This window comes from Micromonospora sp. NPDC000668, from assembly GCF_042897975.1.
Taxonomy (GTDB): domain Bacteria; phylum Actinomycetota; class Actinomycetes; order Mycobacteriales; family Micromonosporaceae; genus Micromonospora.
In genome coordinates, this window is the sequence record NZ_JBIAYP010000005.1 from 572,634 (window position 1) to 598,077 (window position 25,444).

Consider the following 25,444-nt stretch of genomic DNA (forward strand, 5'->3'; position numbering starts at 1 on the left):
CCAACGCGAAGGGGCCCCGCGGCACGCCGCGGGGCCCCTCTGCGCGTACTCCTCGCCGGTGCCACGTGTGCGGCCCCGACGGCGACTCTCAGCGCGGCAACGGCGTGTCCGCGCGGCGCAGCGCCGACCAGCCGGTGTCCCGGGCCCGGGCCGCGGCCAACAGCCCGGCCACCGCGGAAGCGTTGGTGATCTCGCCGGCCAGGACCATGCCGACCGCCTCGTCCAGGTCGATCCGGACGATCTGGAGGTCGGCCTCCTCGTCGCTGCGCTCGTGACGCTCATCGGCCGGCACGTCGGCCAACTCCCGGGCCAGGTAGACCCGGACCAGCTCGTTGGTGAACCCGGGCGAGCTGTGCAGGTCGACCAGCGCGTCGATGCGGCCGGCGGTGAGGTCAGCCTCCTCGGCCAGCTCCCGCAACGCGGCGGCCGGCAACTCCTCGCCGGAGACGTCCATCAGCCCGGCCGGCAGCTCCCACAGGTGCCGCCCGACCGGGTGCCGGTACTGCCGGATCAGCACCACCTGGCCGGCGTCGTCGAGCGCCACCACGGCCACCGCCCCGACGTGCCGCACGAGGTCCCGCCGCGCGGTCCCGCCGCCCGGCATGGTCACCTCCTCGCTGACCACGTTGAAGATCCGGCCCCGATAACGCTCCTCGCTGGAGCGCACCTCGTAGCGGTGCTCGACAGCGCTCACGACGCGGACGTCGCCTTCGTCGCGGCGCCGTTGCGGGCCGCCTTACGCGCCGTCGGGGCCTCCGTGGCCGCGTCCAGGTCGACCGGCAACTGGTCGGCCTGCGAGTACGCCACAGCGGCCTTGACGAACGAGGCGAACAGCGGGTGCGGGCGGGTGGGGCGGCTCTTCAGCTCCGGGTGCGCCTGGGTGGCCACGAAGAACGGGTGCAGACCCCGGTCCAGCTCGATGAACTCGACCAGCCGACCGTCCGGCGAGGTGCCGGAGATGTGCAGGCCGGCCTTGGTCAGCGCGTCCCGGTAGGCGTTGTTCACCTCGTAGCGGTGCCGGTGCCGCTCACTGATGTCAGTGCTGCCGTACGCCTCGGCGACGATCGAGCCCTCGGTCAACGTCGCCGGGTACGCCCCGAGCCGCATGGTGCCGCCCAGGTCGCCCTTGCCGGCGACGATGTCCTCCTGGTCAGCCATCGTGGCGATGACCGGATGCTTGGCCTGCTCGTCGAACTCCAGGGAGTTGGCGCCGTCCAGGCCGGCCAGGTGCCGGGCCACGTCGATCGTCATGCACTGCAGGCCGAGACAGAGGCCGAGCAGCGGGATGCCGTTCTCCCGGGCGTACCGGGCAGTGCCGATCTTGCCCTCGATCCCGCGTACCCCGAACCCGCCGGGGATGAGGATGCCGTCCACGCCGGCCAGGGCCGCCGCGGCGCCGGCCGGGGTGACGCACTCGTCGCTGGGCACCCAGCGCAGCTGCACCCGGGCCCGGTGGCCGAAACCGGCCGCCCGGATCGCCTCACTCACCGACAGGTACGCGTCGGGCAGGTCGACGTACTTGCCGACCACCGCGACCGTGACCGTGTGCCGGGGCCGGTGCACCCGCTCCAGCAGGTCGTCCCAGCTGGCCCAGTCCACGTCCCGGAAGGAGAGCCCGAGCCGGCGCACCACGTACGCGTCCAGCCCTTCACGGTGCAGCACCTTCGGGATGTCGTAGATGCTCGGCGCGTCCGGTGCCGCGACGACCGCCTCGGCGTCGACGTCGCAGTAGAGCGACAGCTTCTCCTTGAGCTTCTGCGGGATCTCCCGGTCGCAGCGCAGCACGATGGCGTCCGGCTGGATACCGATGTTGCGCAACTGCGCCACCGAGTGCTGGGTCGGCTTGGTCTTCAGCTCACCCGACGGCGCCAGGTACGGCACCAAAGAAACGTGCAGGTAGAAGCAGTTGTCCCGGCCCAGGTCGTGGCGGACCTGGCGGATCGCCTCCAGGAACGGCAGCGACTCGATGTCGCCGACCGTGCCGCCGACCTCGGTGATCACCACGTCGGGCAGTTGACCGTCGTCGTCCGGGTCGGCCATCGCCACGATCCGCGACTTGATCTCGTTGGTGATGTGCGGGATGACCTGGACGGTGTCACCCAGGTACTCGCCGCGCCGCTCCTTGGCGATCACGTCGGAGTAGATCTGGCCGGTGGTGACGTTCGCCTTACCGGACAACGCCCGGTCCAGGAACCGCTCGTAGTGCCCGACGTCGAGGTCGGTCTCGGCGCCGTCCTCGGTGACGAAGACCTCGCCGTGCTGGAACGGGTTCATCGTTCCGGGGTCGACGTTGAGGTAGGGGTCGAGTTTCTGCATCACCACGCGCAGCCCGCGCGCGGTCAACAGGTTGCCGAGGCTGGAGGCGGTGAGGCCCTTGCCCAGCGAGGAGGCGACGCCCCCGGTGACGAAAATGTGCCTGGTCGTCCGTGCTGATGGGGCCAAGGCCTGCTCCCGTGTCGTCTGTCGCGGTCATGCAGACCGCCGTGCTTGATCAGCAAAATTGATCACGCGATCCACGGGATTCCACGGTAACACCTCCCGAGCGGGTACTCGCAGGCCGCACCCGGCTGGGACACCAACGGGCCATCACGACGACGCCCGACGCTCAGGGAGCGGCCACCTCGCTCGACGACCGGGTGCCCTCCCGGGGCGGCCCCGCCACCGTCGGGGTGACCTCCTCCGACGGATCGGCCGGTCGCTGCGCCGGCGCCACGGGCGACCCCGCCGGGGCGTTCGGCATCGGCCCTCCCGAGGGCGGCTCAACCGGTTCGTCAGCGCTGGAGCCGTCGCTGACCCGGTCAGCCGGCACGTCCGGAACCGCGGGTGACGCGACCGGCCGGGGTGGGCCGGCGGGTGGGCCGCTGATCGGACGGGGGTGCACCGCGCCCAGCGGCCCGCCACCGCCGGTCGGGCCGTCACCACCACCGGCCGAACCAGCGCCGCCAGAGCCGGAGCCGGAATCGTCGTCGGTGCCGTCGTCGCGAGCGCGGCTCCCGCCCGGACGGGTCCGGTCGGCGGCGTGCCCGAGCACCCGCAGCGAGGCCAGCGCGGCCATCGGCACCACCAACGCGGCGGCGGCGCCCGCGACGTCCAGCGCCGCGCCGTCGAGCACGCCACCGAGCACCGCGGCGACCGCGGTGCCGGCCAGCGCGGCCCGGACGGCCGGGTAGATGCCGAACAGCCGCATCAGCCCGCCCCACGGCTGCAACAGGGCGAACCACACCAACAGCGCCCCGGCCAGAGCCAGCACGGTCAGCGGGCTGTTGACCAACGTCTCGAAGTTCTCCGTGCTGGACCGGTGCATGGCGAACCCGCCGGTGCCGTCGCCGACGGCGGACAGGAACCGGCCCAGGCTGCCCCGCTCCGCCGCCGGACGGCGCAGGTCCACCACGGCGAAGCCGATGCCGACCGCCAGGGCGGCCATGGTGGCCCAGGCCAGCCGGCTGATCGTCAACCAGCCGCCAGCGCTGATCACCGCGGCCACGCTCAGCCCGGCGGTGAGCGCGATCGCACCGATCGGGTCGGCGCCCAGGTACGGGCTCCCGACCACCACCACGGCGAGCCCACCCACGGCCACCATCACCGCCGGCCGCCAACCGCGGTGCACCCGCTGGGCGAGCCAGCCACCACTCAACAGCGCGCCGGCCAGGAACACCCCCAGCCCGACCGTGCTCAGACCGGCGTACCGGCCACCCTGCAACGCCGAGTAGCCGACCACGCCGTTGAGCTGGAGGCGGGCGCCGGTGAGCACGTCCAGCCCGACGACAAGGGTGGTGAGGCCGGCCACCGCGCCGAACGGGCCGAGGGTGCCGGCGTACCCGGGGGTGAACCGGACCGCCGCGGTGCCGGCCGCCACCAGCAGCGCGGTGACACCGGCGAAGATCCAACCGGGGTGCTCGCCCCGCCACCAGGGCACCGCGTCGGCGAGCAGCGCGGCCGGCACGGTCAACGCCGCCGCCACCAGCACCAGCTCCGCCACCGACATGACCCGCCCGGACACCGGCGTCGGCCCACTCGGGCCTGCGTGCGGGCGTGCCCGGCGCAGCAGCGGCAGCACCGCGAGGGCCAGCAGCACCTGCACCCCGGCGAGCAGGGTGAAGAACCCACCGGAGACCGTCCGCTGGGCGGCCGCCTCCCGGTCGGCGTCCGCCGGAGCGTTGATCGCCTCCGCCAGGTCGGCCGGACGACCGTCCGTACTCACCGCCGGCCGGCCGAGGAAGAGCCGCTCCGGCATCGGCCGACCCAGCGCGGCCAGGGCGGTCGGTGCGAGGTCGACAAGTTGCAGGTACCCGTCCCGCCCCGTGCTGGCCGAGGTGAGCCAGCCCCGCTCCCAGCCCGGCCCGTCGGCGACCGCCACGTGCAACCGGGACGGCTGGGCGGTGTCGGAGATCCCGGCGACCAGCACCAGCGACCGCGGCGGCCGGGCAGCCAGCACCCGAGCCAGCTGAGCGTCCGCCGCACGAGCCTCCTCGGCGCGCACCGCAGGGTCGGACCCGTCGACCGTGCCCAGGTCGACGATGCTCAGCACACACGAGCCGAGCAGCCCACGCGGATCCTCCGGCAGCGCGGAGGCGTACCGGTCGACCCGGCCGAACGGGCGGGCGGCGGCCACGGCCGCGCCCGGGCCGACCGCGACCGAGCAGCGCACCGACTCCGCCAGCGACCCCGGCACCGTGCCCCAGGGCAGCACCTGCTGGTTGTAGTGGACCACGCTCTCCTGGTCGGGGAGGTTCGCGCCGATGCCGTCCGGTTGCTCGACGGCCACCCCCGTCGCCGGGCAGCCGCCGGCCGTCCGGCTGCCGTTCCAGGCCGCGAAGCTGCCCGCGCCCAGGGTCAACCACCCGTCCACGGGGCAGGTGGGCCGGTGCGCGGAGCGCACCGACAGCGAACCGATCGACCCGTCCTGGGCCATCCGCCACAGCGTCGGGGTGCTCTGCGGATCCACGTCCTCCCAGCGCAGCCCCGCGATCCCGGCGAGCACCACGAAGTCGGCGGTGCGCTGCGGGGTGCCCTGGGGTGGGCGGGCCGCCAACGCGGTGATGCCCAGCGCCACCACGAGCACGGTCAACAGGGCGGGGGCGAGTCGGCGCAGCATCACCGGTGTCCCGTCATCGGGGCGTCGGAGTCCGGGGCCGCCGGACCGGCAGGGTCCGCGGCCAACTCGCTGTACAGGGCGGCCAGCGCCGCGACGGTGTCCGCCTCGGTGGGCCACGTCGCCGCCCGCTCGGCGCCACGCCGGCCCAACTCGGCGCGGGCCGCCGGATCGTCCAGCAACGCGCGCACCGCCGCGTCGACCGCCTCCACATCGCCGGCGGGGACCAGCGTGGCGGCGTCGCCGACCAACTCCGGCAGCCCGCCGACCGCAGTGGCCACCAGCGGTACGCCGGCCCGCAGCGCCTCCTGCGCGAAGAGCTGCCGGGCCTCCCAGTCGCTGGTCACCACCGCGAGGTCCGCGCCGGCGAGCAGGTCGGCCACATCGGTGCGGTGCCCCAGCAGAGTCACCGGCGCGCGGGCCGCGGACGTCCGGGCGGCCAACGGCAGGTAGGCCGGACCACTCCCGGCGATCACCACGACCGGCGGCGGCGTGCGGGTACGCCAGCGGGCCGCTGCGTCGATCAGCACGTCATAGCGCTTCTGCGGGTGCAGCCGACCGACCGAGACGATCAGCGGCTGATCCGGGCGGACACCGAACTCGGCCCGGACGGCGGCCGGCCGTCGGCGCGGCGCGGGCAGCGTCGGCGCGGCGACCGGGGCGAGCCGGGCATCGGCGGCGCCCAGCGCGGCAGCCCGTTGCACCAGGTCCGCGGAGGCGCCCAGGGCCACCCGGGCACCCCGGGCCACCACCCGCTCGGCGAGCCGGGACACACCGCCACGCAGCCCGCCCGCGAGCACCGCGTTGTGCCAGGTGACGATCAGCGGGGCGGACGGGCGGGCCAGCACGGCCACCAACCCGGCCCGCAGCCCATGCGCGTGCACCACATCGACCTGCTCGGCGGCGAGCGTCCGGCGCAGGGCGAGCACCGCGCGCGCGTCGGCCGGGGTCGGGCTGGCCGGGATCTCCACCGGCTGGAAACGCGCGCCGACACCGGTGAAGTCGAACTGCTCCTGCGTCGCCGCCGGCCCGCAGACCAGCACGCTCGCGCCGGCCGCCACGAGACCACGCGCCACCGAACGGACGTGCTGACCCACTCCGCCGGTGCTGGAGGCGAGCAGCAGCGCAATGGTGCCCGACCATCCGGTGGGCAGAATGGGCAGGCCCGGCTCACTTCTCGCGCTCACCGAGACACCGCCGTTCGCGACTGCGGGGCTCGCAGGCCCGGCTCACTCCTCGCGCTCACCGAGACACCGTCTCCTTCCCGTCGCCCCGCTCCGGGGGGACCGTGCCCGGCGGCGGCGTGCCGGCCCGGTCCCGTGACCCCCGCCGGCCCGCCCGGCCCAGGCGCCGCAGCACCCCGGCGAGCAGTGGCCGTACGTCCCGCCGGTCGACGAACCAGACCACGGCGAGGAACACGGCCCCGACCAGAACCCCGGACAGCATGCCCTGACCGAGTGCCGCCGCCATCGTCGGGGTGCCGCCGCCCGGCGTGTCGAGCCAGCGGGTGAGGCCGAGCCCGGCGAGTGCGGCGAGCACCCCAGCGAGGCCGCCGGCCGCCCCGGCCCGAGCCGCGCCGGCCAACGCCGGACGGCCGGCGCTGCGCCACACCGCCACGACCAGCAGCGCCCCGAGCACCAGCATGCCCACCGAGTTGGCAGCCGTCACCGCGAGCACCCGCTCCCGCAGCGGCAGCAGCACGCCGAGCAGCAGGACGGCGGCGGGAACGACCAGCCAGCCGACCGCCGTGGCCACGGTCGCCGCCCGGGTCTCCCCCCGGGCGTAGAGCGCCCGGGTGAGCACCGCGAACAGGCCGTAGCCGAGCAGACCCGGGGCGAACCCGATGATCGCGGCGGCGGCGGTCGACGCGGTCGACGCGTTGTTGAAGAAGAACTGCCCGATCGGACCGGCGGTGCCGATCAGCGCGGCCGCGCCGAGGCAGCTGAACAGGAGCACCCCGCGCACGGCCGGCGCGAGGGTCGCCCGGTAGGTGTCCTCGTCCCCGGCAGCCTGGGCGGCGACCAGGGTCGGGTACGCGGCGATGGCCAGCGGCACCGCCAGCACCGCCCAGGGCAGCAGATAGACGGTCTGCGTCAGGTTGTACACCCCGGGGTTGGTCTGCGCGCCGTAGGTGACCTGGTGGAGGCTGACGATCAGCGCGATCTGCTGCGCGCTGACGGTGACCGCGCCGGCCACCGCCAGGCCGCCGACCCGGGCCCGCGCGGCGGCGGGGAACCCGAACCCGGGCCGCAGCCGCAGACGCAGCCGCCGGACCGGAATCAGCAGCGATAGCGACAGCACCACCACGCCGAGGGTGGTGCCGGCCGAGAGCAGCAGCTCGCCGCTGGGGGTCACCCCGCCGACGGTGGCCAGTCGGCCCTGGGTCGCGGTGAACCCCAGGTAGACGACGATCACGGTGAGGCTGGACAGCAGCGGGGCGAGCACCGGCCAGGCGAAGCGGCGGTGCGCCTGGAGCACCCCGGTGAGCACGATGCCGACGCCGTACAGCGGCAACTGCGGGGCGAAGACCCGCAGCATCCGGGCGCCGCTCTGCTGCTGGGCGGCGGTTAGGCCGTCGCCCAGCGACCCGATCAGGGGCCCGGCGAACAGCACGACGAGCACGGCGAGCGGCACCAGCAGGGCCAGCGTCCAGGTCAGCAACGCCCCGGTGGTCCGGGCCACCGCCGTGCGGTCGCCGACGGCGACCGCGCCGGCCAGCAGCGGTACGACGAGGCTGGCCAGCGCTCCCCCGGCGACGATCTCGAAGATGAAGTTCGGTACCGCGTTGGCCACCACGTAGGCGCCGCCGAGGTCGGTGGGCGCCAGGCTCCAGGTGAACACGGCGGTACGGCCGAAGCCGGCGAGCCGGCTGAACACGGTGAGGACGGCGATGAGCGCGGCTGCCCCGGCCAGCCGGCCGGCGCCGGCGAGGGGTGCCGGTGTGGTCACGTCAGTCGGCGCGCCGGCCCAGTGCGTCAAGCTCCCGCAGCCCCGGGGTCCGCTGGATCACCGACGTGAAGCTGACCTTCTCACTGGCGGCGGTGAGACCGGCGAGCACGGCGAGCAGCCCCGCCCGGCCGAGCGGGCCGGTCCGGGCGGCGAGCGCGACGCCGAGCAGCGCACCGAGCGCGTTCGCGCCGCTGTCGCCGACCATCACCTCTTCGCTCAGGTCATCGCGGAGCAGGCCGGCGGCGGCGCCGACCGCGCCCGCGGCGATCCCGCCGTGCGGGCCTGTGGTCAGTGGCGCGCCGAGCAGGAGCCCGGACTTGAGGGCCCGGCCGGGCCGCAGGTCGAGCAGGTTGAGCAGGTTGGCGGTGCCGGCGATCACCCCGGCGCCGAGCAGCACGTCCACGCCGCGGCCGAACGCGCCGTGGCGCTGGCGGCGCGGGTGCGCGGCGACCCGGGGGTCGGCGGCGAGCAGCGCGGCGGCTCCCAGCCCGGCGGCGCCCACGCCGACGACCTTGATCAGCCCGGCGGTGACCCGCCCCTCGCGCAGCGCGGCGAGGTGGCCGGTGAAGCCCTTGGACGCCTTCTGCTCCGGGCGCGCGCCGACCACGTCGTCGTACAGCCCGACGCCGCTGGCGCCGAGGCCTGCGACCAGGGCGGCCCCACCGGAGGCGGCGCTGGTGGAGCCGAACGCGCTGGCGGCGGCCGCACCGGCGGCGAGCGCCGGCCCGGCGGCCAGGGTCACCGTCCGGCCGCGGAAGTTGGTGCGCTCCAGCGCGGGCGCGACCGGGGCGGTGCGGACCTCGCGCAGCGCGTAGCGGGCGGCGGCGGCACCGGCGCCGGCGATCAGCAGCCGGCCCAGCACGCTCACGCCGACGCCTCGTCGGTTTCGGACACGGGGGTACGTCGTTCGCTCACTGGGGCAGTCTAGGCAGCAGCGAGGCGGCGTTGTCGCCGACGCCGTACTGGCCGGCCTTCTTCTCGGTGAGTTGCTGCACCAGGGCGAGGCTGGTGACCAGCTGGCCCTGCACGGTGTTGGCGTTGTCGACGGTGGAGATGGTCTGGGCCAGCACCGGGTCACCGCGGACCACGGCCACCAGGTTGCCGCCGACGGAACCGTTGCCGCCCACCACGATCGACCCGGTGCGGTCGAACTGCTCGGCGATCTTGACGACCGACTCGTCCCGCTTCTCGGAGTCCTTGTCGACGTACGGCTGGCCGCTGACCACGACGACGGCCTCCGCCGAGCCGGTGACCTTGTTGTTGTCGGTGGTCAGGTAACCGGCGTTGTTGTACGCGGCGAGCACCGCCCGCCGGTCGGCGTCGCTGACCGGTGCGGCGCCCTGGGACCGGTCCAGCAGGACACTGGCCAGCAGCGCGCTGGAGGTCTCCACACCGTGCCCGTTGCCCGGCAGGCCGGTGGTCTGCGCGGTCGGCCGGGCGGCGGTGACGGCCAGCTCCAGGAGGTTGGAGTTGTTGTCCGGGTTGACGAACTTGTCCTGCAGGTCGACCCGGCCGGTGATGGTGGCCCCAGCGAGCTGGAGCTTCTTGAGCACGCCGTCCGTGTGGTCACGCCCGTTGGGCAGGCTGAGCACCACGACCCGGCGCCCGGCGAGGGTGCCCGGCAGGACGACCTGGGACATCTCCTCGGCGAACTCCTCCTCCAGACCGAGCTGCTTCTCCATGTTGTTGACCGTCTGGCGCCACTGCTGGTTGTCCTTGCGCAGCCCGGTGACCTGCTCCTTGAGCGAGTCGGCGACCGGGCCGTTGAGGGCGGCTGTGCCGACCACCAGGCCGATCGCCAGAGCCAGGAAGACCGCGGTGAGGGACACCACGTGGTAGCGGAAGTTGATCACGCTTGCAGCCTCTTGATCGGTCGGGAACTAGAAAAGCCGGTACAGCTGGAACACGAAATTGTCCCACCACTCGGCGGCCACGCCCAGGTACGCCTTACCGACGGTGGAGACGGCCACCGCAGAAGCCATCGCCGCGATCGCCGAGAGCACCAGCAGCAGCAGCGACGACCCGGAGATGCTCTGCCGGTAGAGCCGGCTCACGCCCTTGGCGTCGACCAGCTTGCCGCCGACCTTCAGCCGGGTCAGGAACGTCGAGGCCATTCCGCCGCGACCCTTGTCCAGGAATTCGACCAGTGTGGCGTGGGTGCCGACCGCGACCAGCAGCGAGGCGCCCTTCTCGTCGGCCAGCAGCATGGCCAGGTCCTCGCTGGTCGCCGCGGCCGGGAAGGTCACGGCCGGGACGCCGAGGCCGTTGACCCGGGGCAGGCCGGGCGCCCGCCCGTCCGGGTAGGCGTGCACGATCACCTCGGCGCCGCAGCGCAGCACGTCGTCGGTGACCGAATCCATGTCCCCGATGATCATGTCGGGGGTGTAGCCGGCCTCGACCAGCGCGTCCGCGCCGCCGTCGACGCCGATCAGCACCGGCTTGAACTCCCGGATGTACGGGCGCAGCACGTCCAGGTCGGCCTTGTAGTCGTAGCCGCGCACCACGATCAGGCAGTGCCGGCCCTGGATCTGGGTCTGGATCTCCGGCACGCCCACGCCGTCGAGCAGCAGGTCGCGCTCCTGGCGGAGGTAGTCCATGGTGTTGGCGGCGAACGCCTCCAACTGGACCGAGAGCCCCTCCCGGGCGTCGGCCATCGCCTTGGCGACCGACTCGGCGTCCTGCAGGCTGCCGTGCGCCACCGGCTCGTCCCCGGCGAAGACCGTGTTGCCCTCGATCCGGACCTGGTCGCCCTCGCGGATCTGCTCGAAGACGCCCTCCCCGAGGTCGTCCAGGAGCGGAATGCCGGCGGCGATCAGCACCTCCGGGCCGAGGTTGGGGTAGCGGCCGGAGACCGACGGCTTGGCGTTGAGCACCGCCGCGACCCCGACGGCGACCAACGAATCGGCCGCCACCCGGTCCAGGTCGACGTGGTCGATGACCGCGATGTCACCCGGGCGCAGCCGGCCGACCAGGCGTTTTGTCCGGCGATCAAGGCGCGCGGTGCCGAGGACTCTGCCCGGCTCCGCGTTCCGGTGCCGGCGCAACGTGGGTAGACGCATCGTGACCATCCTGGCATGTGGGGCAGGCTTCTCTGTCGCGACATGCCTGAGCAGGGCCGCCTACCCAGGGAAGCACACGTCGGCGCACGCCGGTGTGCTTGCCATCACAATACGCGGCGTCACGGACGCCTTTCCTTCGCCGCCACGGCCAGAAGCTCCTCGGCGTGGGCGATACCCAGATCCGAATCGGGTAAACCAGCTAGCATCCGAGCCAGCTCCCGGGCCCGTTCGGTGTCCTCCACCACCCGCACCCCGCTGGTGGTCACCGCGCCACCGGTGTCCTTCGCCACCACCAGGTGCCGGTCGGCGAATGCGGCAACCTGCGGCAGGTGGGTGACGACCAGCACCTGGTGGCTGCGGGCCAACCGGGCCAGCCGCCGGCCGATCTCCACCGCCGCCTGACCGCCGACCCCCGCGTCGACCTCGTCGAAGACCAGCGTGGGCGGGCCACCCGAGCCGGCGAAGACCACCTCGATGGCGAGCATCACCCGGGACAGCTCACCGCCGGAGGCACCCCGCTGCAACGGCAGCGACGGCGCGCCCGGGTGGGCCAGCAACCGCAGCTCCACCTCGTCGCCGCCGTCCGGGGCGACGCCCACCTCGACGCCGTTGACCGACAGGGCCGGCTCGGCCCGCCCCGCCGGGCGGGGCAGCACCGCCACCTCGATCCGGGCGTGCGGCATGGCCAGCCCGGCCAGCTCGACGGTGACCTGGTCGGCGAAGCGGATCGCCGCCTCCTGTCGGGAGGTCGACACCCGCCCGGCCAGGTCGGCCACCTCACCGGCCAACCGCTGACCGTCCCGCTCCAACTCGTCGAGCAGGTCATCGGAGGTGTCCAGGTCGGACAGTCGGGTGCGGGCCCGCTCGGCCCACGCGATCACCCCGTCAACGTCGTCGGCGTACTTGCGGGTCAGCGCGCGCAGCGCGGCACGCCGCTCGTAGACGTGCTGCAACCTGGCCGGGTCCGCGTCGAGCGTCGCCAGGTACGCCGACAGCTCGGCGGAGACGTCGGTGACCAGGGTGGCCGCCTCCTCCAGCCGGGCCGCCAACTCGCCCAACGCCGGATCGGTGCCGGCCTGCGCCTCCAGGGTGCGCCGGGCGGTGCCGAGCAGCACCGCCGCGTCCGGTGTCTCGTCGGCCGCCTCCGCGCCGCCCGCCACGCACTGCTGAGCCACCTGCGCGGCCGTGCGCAGCCCCTCGGCGTGCTCCAGCCGCTGCGCCTCGGTCTTCAGCTCGTCATCCTCACCGGGCTGCGGATCGACCCGGGTGATCTCGTCGAGGCCGAGCCGCAGCAGGTCAGCCTCCTGGTTGCGCTCACGGGCGTTGCGCCGCCGGTCGGCCAGGTCGTCGACCACCCGCCGCCACCCGGTGTACGCCTCACGCAACGCGTCGAGCAGCTTCTCGTGCGCCGGACCGGCGAAGCGGTCCAACGCGGCCCGCTGCTCGGCCGGGCGCAGCAGCCGCAACTGGTCGGACTGGCCGTGCACGGCCACCGCCTGCTCGCCGACCTCACCGAGCATCGACACCGGCATGCTCCGGCCACCGAGATGGGCGCGGGACCGGCCCTCCACCGTCACCGTGCGACTCAGCAGCAGCGAGCCGTCCTCGTCGGGCTCGCCGCCGGCATCGGTGATCCGGGCGTGCACCGCGTCCGCGACGCGGCCCTCCAGACGCAGCCGGCCTTCCACCACAGCCCGGCCAGGCTGGGCACGAACCCGCCCGGCGTCGGCCCGGCCGCCGAAGAGCAGGCCGAGGCCAGTAACCACCATCGTCTTGCCCGCACCGGTCTCGCCGGTGATGACGTTCATGCCGCCGGTCAACGGCAGCGTGGTGTCCTCGATGACGCCCAGTCCGGTGATGCGCAGCTCTTCCAGCACAGCACCCGACAGTAGACGCGAGGCCCGACAGTTGACCAGCCGACCGGCCCGCAGACGGGCCGCAGTACGGCCACGACCTGGCCGCCGTACAGTTCTGCCCCGTGTTGGACGTGATCGGCCTGACCCCGGCTGAGGAGGAGCTCTACCGCTGCCTGCTCCAGCTCACCACGGCCCGAATCGACGAGCTGGCACACCGGCTGCACCGGCCGCGCGAGCAGGTCGTCGCCCAGGTCGAGGCGCTGCGGACCAAGGGCCTGGTGCAGCCCACCGACACCGACCCGGACGCTCCCCTGCGCCCGACCGCCCCGGATGTCGCCCTCGGCGCGGCGTTGCTGCGCCGGCAGGAGGACCTGGAGGCGGCCCGGCGGCGGGTCACCCAACTGGCCGAGGAGTACCGGTCCGGGCTGCGTCGGCACCACGTGGATCACCTGGTTGAGGTGATCACCGGTACCCGGGTGCTCCGGGATCGGCTGCGCGATCTGCAGAATTCGGCACGTACCGAGGTGCTCTGGTTCTGCCGGGCGAACCCCCTGGCCATGGCCGGCCCGGAGAACGTCGAGGAGTTCGACGCGCTGGCCCGCGGGGTGAGCTACCGGGCCATCTACGAGCGGGACATGCTGCTGGAGCCGGGCGCGCTGGTCGACCTGGCCAAGGGGATCGCCGCCGGCGAACAGGCCCGGGTCCTGGACCGGCTGCCGGTCCGACTGGCCATCGTGGACGCTCGCACCGCGATCTGCCCGCTGGTACCCGACCGCGACGGCGGCGAGCCGAGCGCCGCCGTGATCGGCCGCAGTCAACTGCTCGACGCCCTGCTCGCCCTCTTCGAGAGCCACTGGCGGGTGGCCACCCGGCTGCGGCTGGAAGACCCGCTCACCGAACCGGCGACCGACGGCCAGCGGGCCGACGATCGCCCCGGCGACGGCTACCAGCCGGACGCCGACGAGGCGCGGCTGCTGTCGCTGTTCGTGGCCGGCGTACCGGACAAGTCCATCGCCTCCCAGCTCGGGGTGAGCCGGCGGACCGTGCAGCGGCGACTCGCCGACCTGATGGCCGTCGCCGGCGTGGACACCCGGCCCGGGCTGGCCTTCCAGGTCGCCCGTCGGGGCTGGATCTGAGTCGGACCCGATCGGGGTGGGACGGCCCACCGGCCGCCCCACCCCGCTCACGTCAGCGCAGCCCGTACGCGTCGACCACGGTCTGGTCGACGGTGTTACCGGCCCGGTCGCTGCCGTGCACCCGCAGGGACACCGCGCCCCGGCCGGCCGGCACGGTGGCGGTGAACCGGGTGCCGGAGCCCTTCACCGGCACCTTGCGCCAGTTCTTCCCGCCGTCGAAGGACACCTCGACGCGCAGGCTGGTGCCGGTCGGCGCCGGTACGCCCGCCGGCTGGCGCAGGGTCAACCCCAGCCGGTGCGTCCGACCGCCGGCCACCTGGCCGCGCAGGTCGGCCGGGACCTGGTAGTCCACCTGGAGCAGCGGCAACGGCTTCGCCGCGTCCCCGGTCGGGCGGGCCGAGGTGAACTGCCAGGCCGTCTCGGTACGGGTGGCGTAGCGCCACTCGTCCGAGGACCGCTGCGTGGCCAGGTCCAGCCGGTAGCGGGCCGACTCCGCGGTGGTGGGCACCGGTGCCCACCCGGCGGAGAGGTCGGCGATCTGCTTCCCGTTCCGGCTGAGCCGGGCCTCGACAGTGTCCGGCTCCTCGCTGCCGCGGGCCGGGCTGTAGTTCCCGTCGGCGTCGACGTACTCGGCCACCCGCAGGTCCAGGGTGTCCCCGGTGCGGGTCGGCACCGGGGCCCCGCCGCCGGCCGGCACGGCCGGCCGGATCACCGGGGCGTGCCAGGTCTCGGTGTCCCGGTCGTCGGCGGCGTACTGCCGGGGCTGCTGGGTGAGCCCGCCGAGCAGGCGGCCCCAGGACCAGGTGATCTTGTGCAGGACCTGGTGCTGCCACCAGGCGTCCCCGGAGCTGACGAACTCCTGCCGGGTGGTGCCGGTACGCACCAGCCGCTGGTCGTCGTTCCAGGATGTCTCCTGCCACGGACGCCAGCCGAACCGCTGCTCGGTGGCCCACTCCGAACCGCCGACGTCGCCGTAGTTGGCGGTCACCTCGGCCGTGTTCTTCGCGGTGACCGTGTGCACGATCCGCTCCGGCACCCGGCCCCTCGAGACCTGCCACACGTCGTACAGGTAGGGGCTGTCCACGGTCAGCGTCAGGTCCAGCGTCGCCCGGCCCTTCCGCGCCGCCGCGATCACCCGCTGCCCGTCGTCGTACGCCACCGCCAGCGCGGGTACGGGTAGCCGGTCCCCCAGCGGGGTCCAGACCGTCCACGCGCTCTGGTCCGCCGGCCGGACGATGAGCACCGTCTTCGCACCGGCCGCCGCGGCCGCCGCGATCTGCTCCTCCTCCGAGATGTCCGGGCTGGCGGTGAGCAGCGCCGCAGCGCCGCGCACCCGGGCCAGCTCGGCCGTGGTGCCGGTGCCCGCCCAGACCAGCGGCAGCTTCCGCCGGTCGGTGGGTGCCGGCGAGTAGCCCATCAGGTTGATGTCCAGCGGACCGGACACCCCGCTGATCCGGGCGTCCACCATCGGTGCGACCAGTTGCCAGCGCGAGGAGAACTCGAACTCGCCCTGGCGCACCTGCCGGGTCGGCGTGACGTTGACCTGCTGGATGGTGCTGAAGGTCATCACGCCGTGGTCGACCTGCCGGCCGTTGCCGAAGACCCGGTGCTCGTAGAAGCTGATCGTCGCGCGCTGCTCGGCCGGCTTCGGCGTCTCGATCCGCACCGGAGTGCCCTTCTGCGGGTCGAGCATCACCGTCATGTCCCGGTCGACCATCAGCTCCGGGTCGGTGACCAGGGTGATCTGCTCGTCCAGCGGGGCGCCGTGCTCGATCAGCGCCTCCAGCAGGTACGGGCCCTCCTCGACCTGCACCTGCGTCTCGCCGCCGCTCCAGCCGAGGTAGTCGGACTCGGGCTGCTCGCCGAAGAGGGTCAACACCGGCGACACGCCCGGCTGACCCTGCATGTCCAGCACCTTCATGGTGAGGGTGTGCACCGGGCCGCTGAGGGTGAGCGCGACGGCGGTACGCACCGCGATGCCGTCCGCGCCGGTGGCCACCAGCCACCCGCTGTGCACGCCACGGCCCAGCTTCGCCGGGTCGGCGCGCAGCGGCACGGCGACGCTGCCGCCGGCCGGCACGGTCACCTCGCCGCCACCACCGGTGACCCCGTCGGGCTCGGCCGTGCCGCTGTCCAGGTTGCGCAGCTCCAGGGCCAGCCGCAGGGTCTGCGGGGTCGCGCTGCTGTTGGTGTACGTCACGGACCGCTCGGCCACCACGCCACCGGTGCTCAGCCGGCCGAAGTCGGCGGTGGCGGTGCCGTACACCCGCTGGCCGAGCGCCCGGGCCACGTCGACCCGACCGCCGCCCTGCTCGAACACCGTCAGCTCCGGGTTCGCCTTCGTGGTGCTGACCAGCGCGTCCTTGAGCTTTCCGGCGACCCAGTCGGGGTGTTCCTGGGCAAGGATCGCAGCCGCGCCGGCCACGTGCGGAGTAGCCATCGAGGTGCCCGACGCCTGGGTGTAGGCGTCGCCCACCGGCGTACCCATGGTGGTGCCGGCGGCCCGGGCGGCGATGATGCCGACGCCCGGCGCGGTGATCTCCGGCTTCAGGCCGTTGTCGCCGATACGCGGACCGCGGCTGGAGAACTCCGCGAGGTTGTCGTCGCGGTCCACCGCGCCGACGGTGAGCGCCGCCGCGGCCGCTCCCGGCGTGCCGACGGTACGCGGTGCGCCCTCGTTGCCGGCGGCGATCACGAAGAGCGCCCCGGTTTCCGCGGTCAGGTCATTGACCGCCTGGCTCATCGGGTCGGTGCCGTCGGTCGCGGAACCGCCGAGGCTCATGCTGACCACCTTGGCGCCGGAGCGGGCAGCCCACTCCATGCCGGCGATGATGGACGAGTCGTAACCGGAACCGCCGTCGTCGAGCACCTTGCCGATCAGCAGCCGCGCACCGGGCGCGACGCCCTTGCGCAGCCCGCCGGAGGCGGCTCCACTGCCGGCGATGGTCGCCGCCACGTGGGTGCCGTGGCCGTGCCCGTCCCGGGCGCTGCCGCTACCGGAGAAGTCCTGCTCCTCGGCGATCCGGCCGGCCAGGTCGGGGTGAGTGGCGTCGACACCGGTGTCGAGCACCGCCACCCGGACGCCACTGCCGTCCCGGCCGGCCGCCCAGGCCGTCGGGGCGCCGATCTGCGGCACGCTGTGCTCCAGCGTCGGGTGAACCTTCCCGTCCAGCCAGATCCGGGCGACCCCGGCGCCGAGCCGGGCCGGCGAACCAGCGGCGGTACGCGCCAGCGGCGCGCCACGCAGCGTCGTCCAGAAGCCACCAAGATCGCCCTTGCCGACCCGCATCGCCGCGCCGTTGATGCTCTCCAACGCACGGGCGTCGGTGGCACCAGCGAGCGGCCGGACCCGACCGGCGCTCTGCTCCTGGTAACGCACGATCAACGGCAGCGCGCTCTGCGCGGCGTCGCCGTACCCGTCGGCGGCCAACTCCTGCACGTCGAACAGGTTGGGGTCGAGCACCCCGGAGGAGACGTACGGCACGACGTCGCTGGGCAGCACCCGCAGCCCGCCGTCGGCCTCCACGGTGTGGAAGGTGATCCGCTCCCGGCCTGGGCCGGGGCGGACGGTGGCGGCGACCCGGCCGGGCGCGGACGGCACCAGGTCGACCTGGTCACCGGTGATGAGGGTGATGCGGACGGGCGCGGTGCCCGGGGCGGACGTGCCCGGGCTCGGGCCGGTGGGCCGGGCGGGCGGCTCGGCGGACGCCGGTGCGGCGAGTCCGACCACCAACGCGCCGACCGCGCCGGCGCTGAGCCAGCGTGGGGGCCAGTGCATGAGATGCGCTCCTCTACTCCAGGGGGGCCGGTCTCAGGGAGATCAACCGATCGGAGTCTGCGACGAAACGCGTCGAATGGTCACTAGCTGCGGCACGCCGCACCGGCGACATGTCGCCAGGTGGACATTCAGGCGGCGGGTGCGGGGCCGGCGGATGTCCGGCGGGTATCCGGGTTTCTCAGGCCCTGCCGAGGGCGGTGCCGTGCCGAGCGGCGGTGGTCAGCGACGAGAGCCGCGCCAGCCGTGCACCGGTAGCCCGAACTTGGCGACCAGCCGATCGGTGAACGGGCGGGCCCGCAGCCGCACGATGCGTACCGGCAGGGCGCCCCGACGCACCGTGACCCGGGCTCCGGGCGGCAGGTCGTAGACCCGCCGGCCGTCGCAGCAGAGCACGGCGAGGGTGGTGAACGGGTCGACGGTGATCACGAAGGTGGACGTCGGGGCGGTGACAAGCGGACGGCTGAACAACGCGTGCGCGCTGATCGGCACCAGCAGCAGCGCCTCCACCTCCGGCCAGACCACCGGCCCGCCGCCGGAGAACGCGTACGCCGTGGAGCCGGTGGGGGTGGCACAGACCACGCCGTCGCAGCCATAGCGGGACAGCGGCCGGCCGTCCACGTCGACGAGGAGCTCGAGCATCTGCGCCCGCTCGCCCTTCTCGACGCTGATCTCGTTGAGCGCCCAGGACTCGATGGTGGGGCCGCCGTCGAACTCGGCCGTGACGTCGAGCGTGAGCCGCTCGTCGACGGTGTAGTTGCGCCCGACGACGTCGCGGACCGCCGTGTCCAGATCGTCGATCTCAGCCTCGGCCAGGAAGCCCACCTTGCCGAGGTTGATGCCGAGCAGGGGCGCCTTCGCCGGTCGGGCCAGCTCGGCCGCGCGCAGGAAGGTGCCGTCCCCACCGAGCGCGAAGACGATCTCGGCGCCCTCGGCGGCCTCCGGACCGGCGACCGGCACCACGCCGGGCAGGTCGAGGTCGTCGGCCTCCTCGGCGACCACCCGGACCTCGAAACCCGCGGCGATCAGGTCGGCGGCGACCGCCCGGGCGTGCTCGGTGCTGCGCCGACGGCCGGTGTGGGTCACCAGCAGCGCGGTCCGGCTCATCGGACCGACCGCTCGGCCGCGTCCGGGCGCTCAGCCGTCGTTGCCACTGCCCCGGTGCGGCCGCGTGTCCCGCGTGCCGTGCCGGAGCCCTCGCTGCTGCACGCGTTCACCCTGCGACCTCCTCCGCCGCCGCGGCCGGCGCCTCGCCGGCCGTCGTCGGGCCGTCCGGCCCGGCTGCCACCACGGTCCGCACCCGCTCCGGGTCGGCCGGTGGTGCGCCCCGGCGCAACCATACGAAGAACTCCACGTTGCCGCTCGGCCCGGGCAGCGGGCTCGCCGCCACGTCGGCCAGGCCGAGGCCGAGTTGCGCCGCCGCGGCGGCCACGTCGAGCACCGCCTCGGCGCGCAGCGCCGGATCGCGGACCACACCACCGGCACCGACCCGCTCCTTGCCCACCTCGAACTGGGGCTTCACCATCAACGCCAGGTCGCCGTCATCGCGGGTGCAGCCGGCCAGCGCCGGCAGCACCAGCCGCAGCGAGATGAACGACAGGTCGGCCACCGTGAGGTCGACCGGCCCGTCGATCGCGTCAGGATCGAGCGTACGGACATTGGTGCGTTCCAGGACCCGGACCCGCTCGTCGGTGCGCAGCGACCAGGCGAGCTGCCCGTAGCCGACGTCCACGGCCACCACCTCCGCGGCCCCGGCGCGCAACAGCACGTCGGTGAAGCCACCGGTCGACGCGCCGGCGTCCAGGCAGCGCCTGCCGGCGACGCTCAGCCCACCGCGCGCGAACACGGCCAGCGCACCGGCGAGCTTGTGCCCGCCCCGGGAGACGTACTCCTCGGTCGGGTTGGCACCGGTGACCAGCAGCGGATCGGCGGGGTCGACCATCGCGGCGGCCTTCCGCGCGGGCACCCCCCGCAGCTGGACCCGGCCGGCCTCCACCAACGCGGCGGCCTGCTCGCGGGAACGGGCCAGACCGCGGCGGACGAGTTCGGCGTCCAGCCGGTTGCGACGTGCCATGGGTGGTTCTCCGGTCTGCTCAGGCCTGGTGGTCCCGCTCAGGTCTGGTCGATGGTGGCGAGGGTTTCCCGCAGCGTCTCGTAGGCCGCCTCGTACTGCGCGATCTGGTCGGCCGGGGCGAGCGTCGCCGCGTTGGCCATCGCCTGCACGGCGGCGTCAACGGCCGGGTGCCGCGCCGCGTCGTCCCCGACGTCCGGCTGCGGGCCCGGGCCGGCCCCGTACGGCGGGCTCGGCCGGGCGGCGAACGCCCCGCCGGCCGGCGGACCGGGCCGGATACCCGGCGGCGGGCCGGGACGGGCGGCGGGCGGCGGGCCCGGGCGGGCGTCGCCGGTCACCGAGGGCTCCGGCGGTTCGGCGCGACGTTCACGGGGTGCCGTCCGGCCGCTGCTTGCGGACCGCCTTCTTGGCCGGCATGTCCGACGGCGTCGGGGCCTCGTCGCTGGTCCGGCTGATCGTCGCCGGCGGCTTTCTCGCGATGGCCTTCTTGGCCACCGCCTTCTTCGCCACGGCCTTCTTCGCGACCGCCTTCTTGGCCACCGGCGCGGAGACCGGGGCGCCTGCTGGGCCGTCCGACGGCACCAGACCGGCGTCCGGCGGCGCGGCCTGCGGGGTGGGAGCGGCGGGCGGCGCGATGGCCGGCTCGGCACCCCGCGCCTCGCGCAACTGCCGTTCCAGGTCGCGCACCCGTCGGGTCAGCTCGGCCACCTCGTCCGCGGTGGCCAGGCCGACCGCGCCGAGAGCCCGGTCGACCTCGAAGCGGACCAGCTTGGTCAGCGCCTCCCGGTTGGCGGCGCCGGTGGTGACCAGCTCCTCACCGAGAGCCTGCAGTTGGGCGGCGGTCGCGCCGCCCGAGCCGACGAGGCGACGCGCCACGTCCTGGGCCTTCTTCCGGGGCGCCTCCGCCAGGCCCATGGCCAGTTCGAGATAGGCGCGCCACGCGTCCTGCATGCCTGAGTCCTTCCGCGGGGCGGGGTGTGCAGGTGTCACGCTACCGGGCACCCCGGACTGTCCTGTGCGGTACGGTGCCGGGGACGGCGTGGCGATCAGCGAGGGGGAGACGTGGCCAGCGTGGACGAGTGCCGACAGGCATTGCAGGAGCTGGCCGCCCGGCTGGATCACAACGCCGATACGGTCCGCGAACGGATCGACCTGGACCGGACGCTCGCCTGCCGGATCACCGACCTGGACACCGCGTTCCACGGCCGGATCAGCGACGGCCGGCTGATCGAGCTGACCGACGGCGACGACCCCAAAGCCAAGATCGCTCTGAGCACGTCCAGCGACGACCTGCTCGCCCTGGTGCGCGGGGATTTGGACGTCACCGGCGCGGTGGCCTCCCGCCGGGTGTCGATCAAGGCCAACCCCTTCGACCTGATGAAACTGCGCAAGCTGCTCTGACGAGCGCCGGCCCCGCCGGGTACCTGGCGTCGGCCGACGCCGGTCGGCCAGACGACCAGGGTCGGGGTCACCCGCCCGAGGGCAGACCGAAGCTCTCCAGCGCGCGGCCCGCGTCGTTGCCCGCGGGACGGATCCGCGGAGGCGTCGGGGCCGACCAGACCGCCGCGCAGAGCGCCGCCAGCGCGTCCAGAGGCCGACCCGAGCCGCCCAACTCCAGCGTGCCGTCGTGCTCGCTCACCGACCAGCCACCGGCGTCCGCCGGACCCGGGACCCGCACCGCCGCGGCCGGGTCGAAGAGCCCCGCCAGGTCCCGCGCCACGTACGTGGGACGGCGCTTCGGCTCGGCGGCGAGCAGGTCGGGTACGCCGCTGACTCCGGTGAGCACGAGCAGGCTGTCCAACCCGGCACGGCGGGCACCCTCGATATCGGTGTCCAGCCGGTCGCCGACGACCAGGGCCCGGCCGCCGTCACTGCGCCGGGCGGCGGTCTCGAACAGCGCCGACTCCGGCTTGCCGACCACCACGTCCGGGTCTCGCTCCAGCGCGGTACGCAGCGCGGCGACCAGCGCGCCGTTGCCCGGCAGCGGTCCCCGGCCGCTGGGCAGGGTCCGGTCGGTGTTGGTGGCGATCCAGATCGCGCCGGCCCGCACGGCGACCGAAGCCTCGGCCAGATCGGCCCAGCCGACCTGCGGACCGTAGCCCTGAACCACCGCAGCCGGCTTCTCGTCCGCCCGGGAGACCGGGGTCAGCCCGACGGCGCGCAGCTCGGCGCGCAACGCCTCAGCGCCGACGACCAGCACCGGCGCGCCGGCGGGCAGCCGGTCGCGCAGCAGCTCCGCCGAGGCCGCTGCGGAGGTGAGAACCTCCTCCGGCCGGGCCGGCACACCCATCCCGGTCAGCAGGTCGGCGACGTCACTGGACCGGCGCGAGGCGTTGTTGGTGGCGTACGCCACCGCCCGTCCCTCGGCGTGCAGCCGGGCCACCGCCTCGACGGCGCCGGGGATCGGCCGGTCGATCAGGTAGATCACCCCGTCCAGGTCGAAGACGACCAGGGTGTACCCGTCGATCAGCCGCTCCCCGGCGTCCGCGCTCACCGCTGCGTCGACTCCGACTCGTCGCCCCGGGCCGGAGCAGTCCCGTCGGTGTTCACCGCGTCGCCGTCGCCGGCCGCCACTGCCCGCTCGCCAGCGGTGTCCGCCTCGGCGCTCTCGTCCGGGTGGCGATCCTCGTCTTCGTCGTCTTCGTCGTCTTCGTCGTCGTCGTCTTCGTCGTCGTCGTCGAGGTCGTCGTCGTCGTCTTCGTCGTCGTCGTCGAGGTCTTCGTCGTCGTCGTCTTCGTCGTCGTCGAGGTCTTCGTCGTCGTCGTCTTCGTCGTCGTCGAGGTCTTCGTCGTCGTCGTCTTCGTCGTCTTCACCAGCGGCCAGGTCGGTGTCCGGTCGTGCCGGCACCGCACCGGGAGTGCCCGGGCCAGCGGCGATCTCCTCGGCCGGTTCGTCCTCGTCGTCACCCTCGATGACCACACCGTCGAGCTCCAGCAGCCGCTCCGCGGCGTCGGTCTCGCCCTCGGTGTCCACGTCGGCGGCGCGGGAGAACCACTCGCGGGCCTCCTCGCGCCGGCCCACCGCGAGCAGCGCGTCGGCGTACGCGTAGCGCAGCCGGGCGGTCCACGGCACGGTGGCTTCGCTCGTGAGGTCCGGGACCTGGAGCATCGCCACCGCGGCGTCCTTCTGCCCGAGGTCGCCCCGGGCGCCCGCGGCGACGATCAGCAGCTCGATCGCGACGGCCTGGTCCAGCTTCTCCCGGTCGGCGCCGCGGAACAGGTCGATAGCCCGCTCCGCCCGACCCAGGGCGCGCTCGCAGTCCGCGAGCACGGCCAGGTGACTCTGCAACCCGGTCATCCGGTGGTACGTGCGCAGCTCGGCGATCGCCGTCTGCCACTCCCCTGCGTGGTACGCGGCCAGGCCGACCGCCTCACGGACGGCAGAGATACGCGACGCGAGCCGCCGGGCGGCCAGCGCATGCGCCAGCGCCTCGGCGGGGTCCTCGTCGATCAGCTGACCGGTGGCGACCAGGTGCCGGGCCACCGTCTCGGCGACCGGCTTGTTCAGCGAGAGCAGCTCAGCGCGAACGTCCTTGTCCAGGTCGGTCGCGACGATCTCGTCCGGCAACGCCGGGGCCGAACTGCGCCCGCCCTCGAACGACTCGGAGGCCGCGCCGCGGTCGTCGCGGCGGAACTCCCCCTCGCGACGCGGCCGGTCATCAGCCCGGGAAGCACCCTCACGGTCGCCACCGCGGTAGCCGCCCTCACGACGGTCACCGCCGCGGAAGCCGCCTTCGCGGTCACCACCCCGGAAACCGCCCTCACGAGGCGCGCCAGAGCGCGCACCGTCGCGATCGCCGCCGCGGAAGCCACCCTCACGCGGAGCGCTCGGCCGGGAACCGTCACGGTCGCCGCGGTAGCCGCCCTCACGACGGTCGCCACCGCGGAAGCCGCCGCCCTCACGAGGCGCGCCAGAACGCGCACCGTCGCGATCGCCGCCGCGGAAACCGCCCTCACGCGGAGCGCTCGGCCGGGAACCGTCACGGTCGCCGCGGTAGCCGCCCTCACGACGGTCACCGCCACGGAAACCGCCACCCTCACGCGGCGCACCGCCTTCACGACGGTCGCCACCGCGGAAGCCGCCACCCTCACGCGGCGCACCGCCTTCACGACGGTCACCACCGCGGAAACCACCCTCGCGATCGCCGCCACGGAAACCGCCCTCACGGGGAGCACCCGAACGCGAGCCGTCGCGGTCACCGCCACGGAAACCGCCTTCACGACGGTCACCACCACGGAAGCCACCCTCGCGATCGCCGCCACGGAAGCCGCCCTCACGGGGAGCACCCGAACGCGAACCATCACGGTCGCCACCGCGGAAACCGCCGCCCTCACGCGGCGCACCGGGCCGGAAGCCACCCTCGCGACGGTCGCCGCCACGGAAACCGCCCTCGCGGTCACCGCCCCGGTAGCCGCCCTCACGAGGAGCACTCGGCCGGGAACCGTCACGGTCGCCACCGCGGAAACCACCCTCGCGGTCACCGCCGCGGAAACCGCCCTCACGACGGTCACCACCACGGAAACCACCCTCGCGGTCGCCGCCGCGGAAACCGCCCTCACGGGACGGGCCGGAACGGGTGCGGTCACCACCACCCTGATAGCCGCCTTCACGACGGTCACCACCGCGGAAGCCACCCTCACGAGGCGCGCCGGAGCGCGAGCCGTCGCGGTCGCCACCACGGAAACCGCCTTCACGACGGTCACCACCACGGAAGCCGCCCTCACGAGGCGCGCCAGAGCGCGAGCCGTCGCGGTCGCCACCACGGAAGCCGCCTTCACGCGGCGCGCCCGAACGCGAACCATCACGGTCGCCACCGCGGAAACCGCCTTCACGACGGTCACCACCGCGGAAGCCACCCTCACGGGGCGCGCTCGACCGGGAACCATCACGGTCACCACCGCGGAAGCCACCCTCACGGGGCGCGCTCGACCGGGAACCATCACGGTCGCCGCCACGGAAGCCGCCTTCACGCGGCGCGCCCGAACGCGAACCATCACGGTCGCCACCGCGGAAGCCACCTTCACGACGGTCGCCGCCACGGTAGCCGCCCTCACGGGGCGCGCTCGACCGGGAACCATCACGGTCGCCGCCACGGTAGCCGCCCTCACGAGGCGCGCTTGACCGGGAACCATCACGGTCACCGCCACGGGAGCCACCGTCGCGGCCGCCGGCGTATCCGCCTCGGGTGCCGCCAGCGCTGCTGTCCCGGTCTCCCCGGTACGGGGGACGGTCGCGGTCCTCGCGGCGCGGGCCGCGGTCGCGCCCACCCGGGCCGTCAGTACGGTCTTCGTAGCGACGGGGACGGTCTCCGCCCTGCGGTCCTGAACTCACAGGTACATCCTTCCTGATTGCGCCACCAATGGCGCTACGCAGTCGAGGGCCGACCCGGATGGGGCGGCCCTCGACTGGAAGATTGTCCGGCGGTGTCCTACTCTCCCACACCCTCACGAGTGCAGTACCATCGGCGCTGGAGGGCTTAGCTTCCGGGTTCGGAATGTGACCGGGC

19 protein-coding genes and 1 rRNA gene are annotated in these 25,444 nt (G+C 74.1%); 3 read left to right on the forward strand and 17 right to left on the reverse strand.

What is annotated here, in order from left to right; genetic code table 11:
- Positions 1-88: 88 nt before the first annotated feature.
- The 9 genes from ACFY29_RS27340 to recN form a co-directional block, all read right to left on the reverse strand.
- The gene (locus ACFY29_RS27340) at positions 89-694 is read right to left on the reverse strand and encodes an NUDIX domain-containing protein (protein WP_386990765.1); all 606 of its coding nucleotides are present in this window, start codon (positions 692-694) and stop codon (positions 89-91) included.
- Entirely contained in the window at positions 691-2,442 is a 1,752-nt protein-coding gene (locus tag ACFY29_RS27345; protein WP_386990767.1) for a CTP synthase, read from the reverse strand. Before ACFY29_RS27345 ends, ACFY29_RS27340 begins: the two co-directional genes overlap by 4 nt.
- 163 nt (positions 2,443-2,605) lie before the next feature.
- Positions 2,606-5,095: a hypothetical protein gene (locus tag ACFY29_RS27350; protein ID WP_386990769.1), complete on the reverse strand. Its 2,490-nt coding sequence runs from the start codon at positions 5,093-5,095 to the stop codon at positions 2,606-2,608.
- Complete coding sequence (locus tag ACFY29_RS27355) at positions 5,095-6,279, reverse strand: glycosyltransferase family 4 protein (RefSeq protein WP_386990771.1); 1,185 nt, start codon at positions 6,277-6,279, stop codon at positions 5,095-5,097. The genes ACFY29_RS27350 and ACFY29_RS27355 overlap by 1 nt, the downstream gene beginning before the upstream one ends.
- A gap of 55 nt (positions 6,280-6,334) precedes the next feature.
- Complete coding sequence (gene murJ, locus ACFY29_RS27360) at positions 6,335-8,041, reverse strand: murein biosynthesis integral membrane protein MurJ (protein ID WP_386990842.1); 1,707 nt, start codon at positions 8,039-8,041, stop codon at positions 6,335-6,337.
- Position 8,042: 1 nt separating this feature from the next.
- The gene (locus tag ACFY29_RS27365) at positions 8,043-8,909 is read right to left on the reverse strand and encodes a hypothetical protein (protein WP_386990773.1); all 867 of its coding nucleotides are present in this window, start codon (positions 8,907-8,909) and stop codon (positions 8,043-8,045) included.
- Positions 8,910-8,952: 43 nt separating this feature from the next.
- Entirely contained in the window at positions 8,953-9,894 is a 942-nt protein-coding gene (locus tag ACFY29_RS27370; protein ID WP_386990775.1) for a copper transporter, read from the reverse strand.
- A gap of 27 nt (positions 9,895-9,921) precedes the next feature.
- Entirely contained in the window at positions 9,922-11,100 is a 1,179-nt protein-coding gene (gene steA, locus ACFY29_RS27375; RefSeq protein ID WP_386990777.1) for a putative cytokinetic ring protein SteA, read from the reverse strand.
- Positions 11,101-11,219: 119 nt separating this feature from the next.
- Complete coding sequence (gene recN, locus ACFY29_RS27380; protein WP_386990779.1) at positions 11,220-12,977, reverse strand: DNA repair protein RecN; 1,758 nt, start codon at positions 12,975-12,977, stop codon at positions 11,220-11,222.
- A 101-nt stretch (positions 12,978-13,078) separates the two neighbouring features.
- On the opposite strand from recN, the gene ACFY29_RS27385 reads away from it, so the two are divergent.
- The gene (locus ACFY29_RS27385; RefSeq protein ID WP_386990781.1) at positions 13,079-14,092 is read left to right on the forward strand and encodes a helix-turn-helix domain-containing protein; all 1,014 of its coding nucleotides are present in this window, start codon (positions 13,079-13,081) and stop codon (positions 14,090-14,092) included.
- 52 nt (positions 14,093-14,144) lie between these two features.
- Here the strand turns inward: ACFY29_RS27385 and ACFY29_RS27390 are convergent, their stop codons facing one another.
- The 5 genes from ACFY29_RS27390 to ACFY29_RS27410 all read right to left on the reverse strand — a co-directional run bounded on the left by ACFY29_RS27390 (position 14,145) and on the right by ACFY29_RS27410 (position 20,889).
- Positions 14,145-17,870: a S8 family serine peptidase gene (locus ACFY29_RS27390; protein ID WP_386990783.1), complete on the reverse strand. Its 3,726-nt coding sequence runs from the start codon at positions 17,868-17,870 to the stop codon at positions 14,145-14,147.
- A 219-nt stretch (positions 17,871-18,089) separates the two neighbouring features.
- Positions 18,090-18,974, reverse strand: a complete 885-nt coding sequence (locus ACFY29_RS27395) for an NAD kinase (protein ID WP_328414234.1) — start codon at positions 18,972-18,974, stop codon at positions 18,090-18,092.
- 106 nt (positions 18,975-19,080) lie between these two features.
- Positions 19,081-19,941 carry a TlyA family RNA methyltransferase gene (locus tag ACFY29_RS27400; protein ID WP_328414232.1) on the reverse strand — a complete coding sequence of 287 codons (861 nt, stop codon included), beginning with the start codon at positions 19,939-19,941 and terminating at the stop codon, positions 19,081-19,083.
- A 38-nt stretch (positions 19,942-19,979) separates the two neighbouring features.
- Positions 19,980-20,276, reverse strand: a complete 297-nt coding sequence (locus ACFY29_RS27405; RefSeq protein ID WP_386990786.1) for a hypothetical protein — start codon at positions 20,274-20,276, stop codon at positions 19,980-19,982.
- Between the two features lie 28 nt (positions 20,277-20,304).
- On the reverse strand, positions 20,305-20,889 hold the full coding sequence (locus tag ACFY29_RS27410; RefSeq protein WP_386990787.1) for a phasin family protein: 585 nt from the start codon (positions 20,887-20,889) through the stop codon (positions 20,305-20,307).
- Between the two features lie 111 nt (positions 20,890-21,000).
- Between ACFY29_RS27410 and ACFY29_RS27415 the strand changes: the two genes are divergently transcribed.
- Entirely contained in the window at positions 21,001-21,339 is a 339-nt protein-coding gene (locus tag ACFY29_RS27415; protein WP_355613468.1) for an SCP2 sterol-binding domain-containing protein, read from the forward strand.
- Positions 21,340-21,406: 67 nt separating this feature from the next.
- Here the strand turns inward: ACFY29_RS27415 and ACFY29_RS27420 are convergent, their stop codons facing one another.
- Positions 21,407-22,432 (reverse strand): HAD-IIA family hydrolase, encoded by a 1,026-nt coding sequence (locus ACFY29_RS27420; RefSeq protein WP_386990790.1) that lies wholly within the window; start codon positions 22,430-22,432, stop codon positions 21,407-21,409.
- Entirely contained in the window at positions 22,429-23,421 is a 993-nt protein-coding gene (locus ACFY29_RS27425) for a hypothetical protein (protein WP_386990844.1), read from the reverse strand. The genes ACFY29_RS27420 and ACFY29_RS27425 overlap by 4 nt, the downstream gene beginning before the upstream one ends.
- On the opposite strand from ACFY29_RS27425, the gene ACFY29_RS27430 reads away from it, so the two are divergent.
- A complete protein-coding gene (locus ACFY29_RS27430; protein WP_386990792.1) occupies positions 23,410-25,059 on the forward strand; it encodes a hypothetical protein in 1,650 nt (549 codons plus the stop codon). The genes ACFY29_RS27425 and ACFY29_RS27430 overlap by 12 nt on opposite strands.
- A 294-nt stretch (positions 25,060-25,353) precedes the next feature.
- On the opposite strand, the gene rrf is transcribed toward ACFY29_RS27430, so the two are convergent.
- Positions 25,354-25,444: ribosomal RNA gene (gene rrf, locus ACFY29_RS27435) — 5S ribosomal RNA — on the reverse strand; the annotation flags it as partial.

Coding starts and splice junctions, on each gene's coding strand:
- ACFY29_RS27350 (WP_386990769.1), bottom strand. CDS start 5,095: ATGCTGCGCCGACTCGCCCCCGCCCTGTTGACCGTGCTCGTGGTGGCG.
- steA (WP_386990777.1), bottom strand. CDS start 11,100: ATGCGTCTACCCACGTTGCGCCGGCACCGGAACGCGGAGCCGGGCAGA.
- ACFY29_RS27390 (WP_386990783.1), bottom strand. CDS start 17,870: ATGCACTGGCCCCCACGCTGGCTCAGCGCCGGCGCGGTCGGCGCGTTG.
- ACFY29_RS27395 (WP_328414234.1), bottom strand. CDS start 18,974: ATGAGCCGGACCGCGCTGCTGGTGACCCACACCGGCCGTCGGCGCAGC.
- ACFY29_RS27400 (WP_328414232.1), bottom strand. CDS start 19,941: ATGGCACGTCGCAACCGGCTGGACGCCGAACTCGTCCGCCGCGGTCTG.
- ACFY29_RS27410 (WP_386990787.1), bottom strand. CDS start 20,889: ATGCAGGACGCGTGGCGCGCCTATCTCGAACTGGCCATGGGCCTGGCG.